Source organism: Streptomyces otsuchiensis (genome assembly GCF_004305975.1).
In the GTDB taxonomy this organism is placed as follows: domain Bacteria; phylum Actinomycetota; class Actinomycetes; order Streptomycetales; family Streptomycetaceae; genus Streptomyces; species Streptomyces otsuchiensis.
In genome coordinates this window covers 1-3163 of record NZ_BHZI01000428.1, presented here as the reverse complement: position 1 = coordinate 3163, position 3163 = coordinate 1, and the positions used below count along the sequence as shown (strand labels likewise).

General features: G+C 75.2%; 1 protein-coding gene. It reads right to left on the bottom strand.

Annotation, left to right across the window (positions count from 1 at the left end; all coding sequences use genetic code 11):
• Positions 1–3163, bottom strand: a 3163-nt coding sequence (locus E0D90_RS24670) for a type I polyketide synthase (RefSeq protein WP_130800152.1), incomplete at both ends; no start/stop codon positions are given.

Below are 3163 nucleotides of genomic sequence, written 5' to 3'. Positions count from 1 at the left end.
TGTTCGCTGCTCCGGCGCTGACGCCCGGGTGGACGGGGTGGGGGCGGGAGTCGAGGGCGAGCAGCGAGATCACCCCGGACAGCGGCTGCTGCCCGGACTGTTCCCCGGGCAGCTCGGCGGTCACATGGGCCGTGCCGCCGGCCTGGTGCACCAGCGTGGCGAGCCGGCCGGCCAGTTCCTGCTGCTCCTCCTGGGCGACGATCGCCCAGGTGCCGGTCAGCGTGGGCCGGGCGGGCCCGGTGAGGGGCGTGTGCTTCCACTCCACCCGGTAGCGCCAGCCGTCCACGGTGGACCGGTCGTGGGAGCGCCGCCGCCATGCCGCGAGCGCGGGCAGTGCGGGGGCGAGGGCGTCGGTGCCCAGGGACTCGGCGAGCGCATCGGCGTCTCCGCCCTCCACCGCTGCCCAGAAGCTGCTCTCCTCGGCCGTGGCGCCCTGGGCGGGGCCGGCCGCCTCCTCGGGGAGGGGCTCCCACCAGTAGCGGTCCCGCTGGAAGGGGTAGGTGGGCAGGTCGACGGCGCTGCCACGGGAGGCCCAGGAGGGGTCGACACCCCGGACGAACGCTTCGGCGAGCGAGACGGAGGCCCGTTCGAGCCCGCCCTCCTCGCGGCGCAGCGAGGCCAGCAGCACGGGGTCGGGGGCACCGGCGTCCTCCGCGACCTCCTGTACGGCTCCGGCGAGCGCCGGGTGGGGGCTGCACTCGATGAAGACGCCGAATCCGTCGGCGAGCAGTGCGCGGGTCGCCGGGGCGAACTGCACGGTCTGCCGCATGTTGCGGTACCAGTACCCGGCGTCCAGCTCGGTGGTGTCGAGCAGGCCGCCGGTGACCGTGGAGTAGAAGGGGATGCGGGAGGCACGGGGCCTGACCGGCGCCAGCACCGCGAGCGCCTCCTCGCGCAGCGGTTCGACGACGGCCGAGTGCGCCGCGCCCTTGATGCGCAGCTTGCGGCACCGTACGCCCTCGGCCTCCAGCTCGGCGAGGAACTCGTCCAGCGGCGCCTCGTCACCCGCGACGGAGACGGACGACACGCCGTTGACAGCGGCGATGCTGAGCGCGTCGCCCCAGCGTTCCAGCCGTGCCGGCACCTCGTGTGCGGGCAGCGAGACCGAGGCGACCGCCCCCTGGCCGACGACCCGGGACAGCAGGCGGCTGCGGTGGGTGACGACGCGCGCGGCGTCCTCCAGAGAGAGCGCGCCGGCGAGGTGGGCGGCGGCGATCTCGCCCTGCGAGTGGCCGATCACCGCGTCCGGCTCGACGCCGTGCTCGCGCCACAGCTCGGCGAGGGCCACCATCGTCGCGAACAGCACGGGCTGGATGACGTCGGCCCGTTCCATGTTCCCGGCGCCGGGCAGGCCGCGCAGGGTGTCCTCGACCGACCAGTCGAGATGCTCCTCCAGTGCCCGCGCACAGGTCCGCAGCGTGTTCCGGAAGGTCGCGGACTCCTCCAGCAGCCGGTCGGCCATGCCGAGCCACTGCGAGCCCTGGCCGGGAAAGACGAACACCACCCGGCCGGTCCGCCCCGCTGTACCCGTCACCAGTCCGGGCGTGGGGGCGCCCTCGGCGAACGCGGTCAGCTGCGCGTGGTGGTCCGGGCCGAGGAGGACGGCGCGGTGCTCGAAACGGGAGCGGTCGGCGGCCAGGGAGTGGGCCACGTCGTGGCCGGCGAGCGCGGGGTGGGCGTCGAGGTGGTCGGCGAGCCGCCGCGCCTGGGCTCGCAGGGCGGTGGGGGTACGGGCGGAGAGCAGCCAGGGCAGTTCGGCCTCGGGGCCGGTGGCGGTGGCGGTCCCGGACTCACCCCGGCCCGCGTCGGTCCCGGACTCCTCCGGCGCCGGCTCGGGGAGGGCCTGCTCAAGGATGGTGTGGGCGTTGGTCCCGCTCATGCCGAACGACGAGACGGCGGCGCGGCGCGGACGCCCCGCGTCCGCCCACTCCACCTGCCCGGTCAGCAGCCGGACGCCGCTGCCGTCCCAGTCGACGTGCCGGGTGGGCTCGGTGATGTGCAGGGAGCGCGGCAGCACGCCGTGGCGCAGGGCCATGACCATCTTGATGATCCCGGCGACGCCGGCGGCCGACTGGGTGTGCCCGATGTTGGACTTCAGCGAGCCCAGCCACAGCGGCGCCTCCTCGTCGCGCCCGCGCCCGTAGGTGGCCATCAGGGCCTGTACCTCGATGGGGTCGCCGAGTTCCGTGCCGGTGCCGTGCGCCTCGACCGCGTCCACGTCGGCGGTGTCCAGCCCCGCGTCGGCGAGCGCCGCCCGGATGACCCGCTGCTGGGCGGGGCCGTGGGGGGCGGTGAGACCGTTGGACGCGCCGTCCTGGTTGACCGCGCTGCCGCGCACCACGGCCAGCACCCGGTGCCCGTTGCGGCGCGCGTCGGAGAGCCGCTCGACCAGGAGCATCCCGACGCCCTCGCCCCAGCCGGTGCCTTCGGCATCGGAGGAGAAGGCGCGGCAACGGCCGCTGGGCGCGAGCGCGCCGCCCTGGGCGGCGTCGGTGAAGATGCCCGGTACCGACATGACGGTGGCGCCGCCGGCCAGTGCCATCGAGCACTCTCCGCGCCGCAGGGCTCCGATGGCCAGGTGCAGCGCCACCAGCGACGACGAACAGGCGGTGTCAACGGTCACCGCGGGCCCTTCGAGCCCGAAGGTGTAGGCCAGCCGGCCGGAGATGACGCTCGTCGCGGTGCCGGTGAGGACGTGCGGGCGGGAGCCGTCGGGCACGTCGAACCGGCCGAGGCCGTATCCGGACGTGGCGGTGCCGACGTACACGCCGGTGGAACTGGCGCGCAGCTCCGCCGGATCGACGCCGGCCCGCTCGAAGGCCTCCCAGGAGGTCTCCAGCAGCAGCCGCTGCTGCGGGTCCATCGCCAGCGCCTCACGGGGCGAGATGCCGAAGAACGCCGGGTCGAACTCGCCGGCGTCGTGGAGGAAGCCGCCCTCGAACGTACGCCGGCCGTCGGTCTCCGCGGCCTCGCCGTAGATCTGGGCGAGGTCCCAGGCCCGGTCGGTGGGGAAGTCGCCGACGGCGTCGGTCTCGTCGGCGAGGAGTCGCCACAGCGCCTCGGGTGAGTCGGCGCCGCCGGGGAAGCGGCAGGCCATGCCGACGATCGCGATGGGGTCGCCGGAGGTCTCCGCACGGGTGGTGGCGGGCTGGGCGGGTACGGG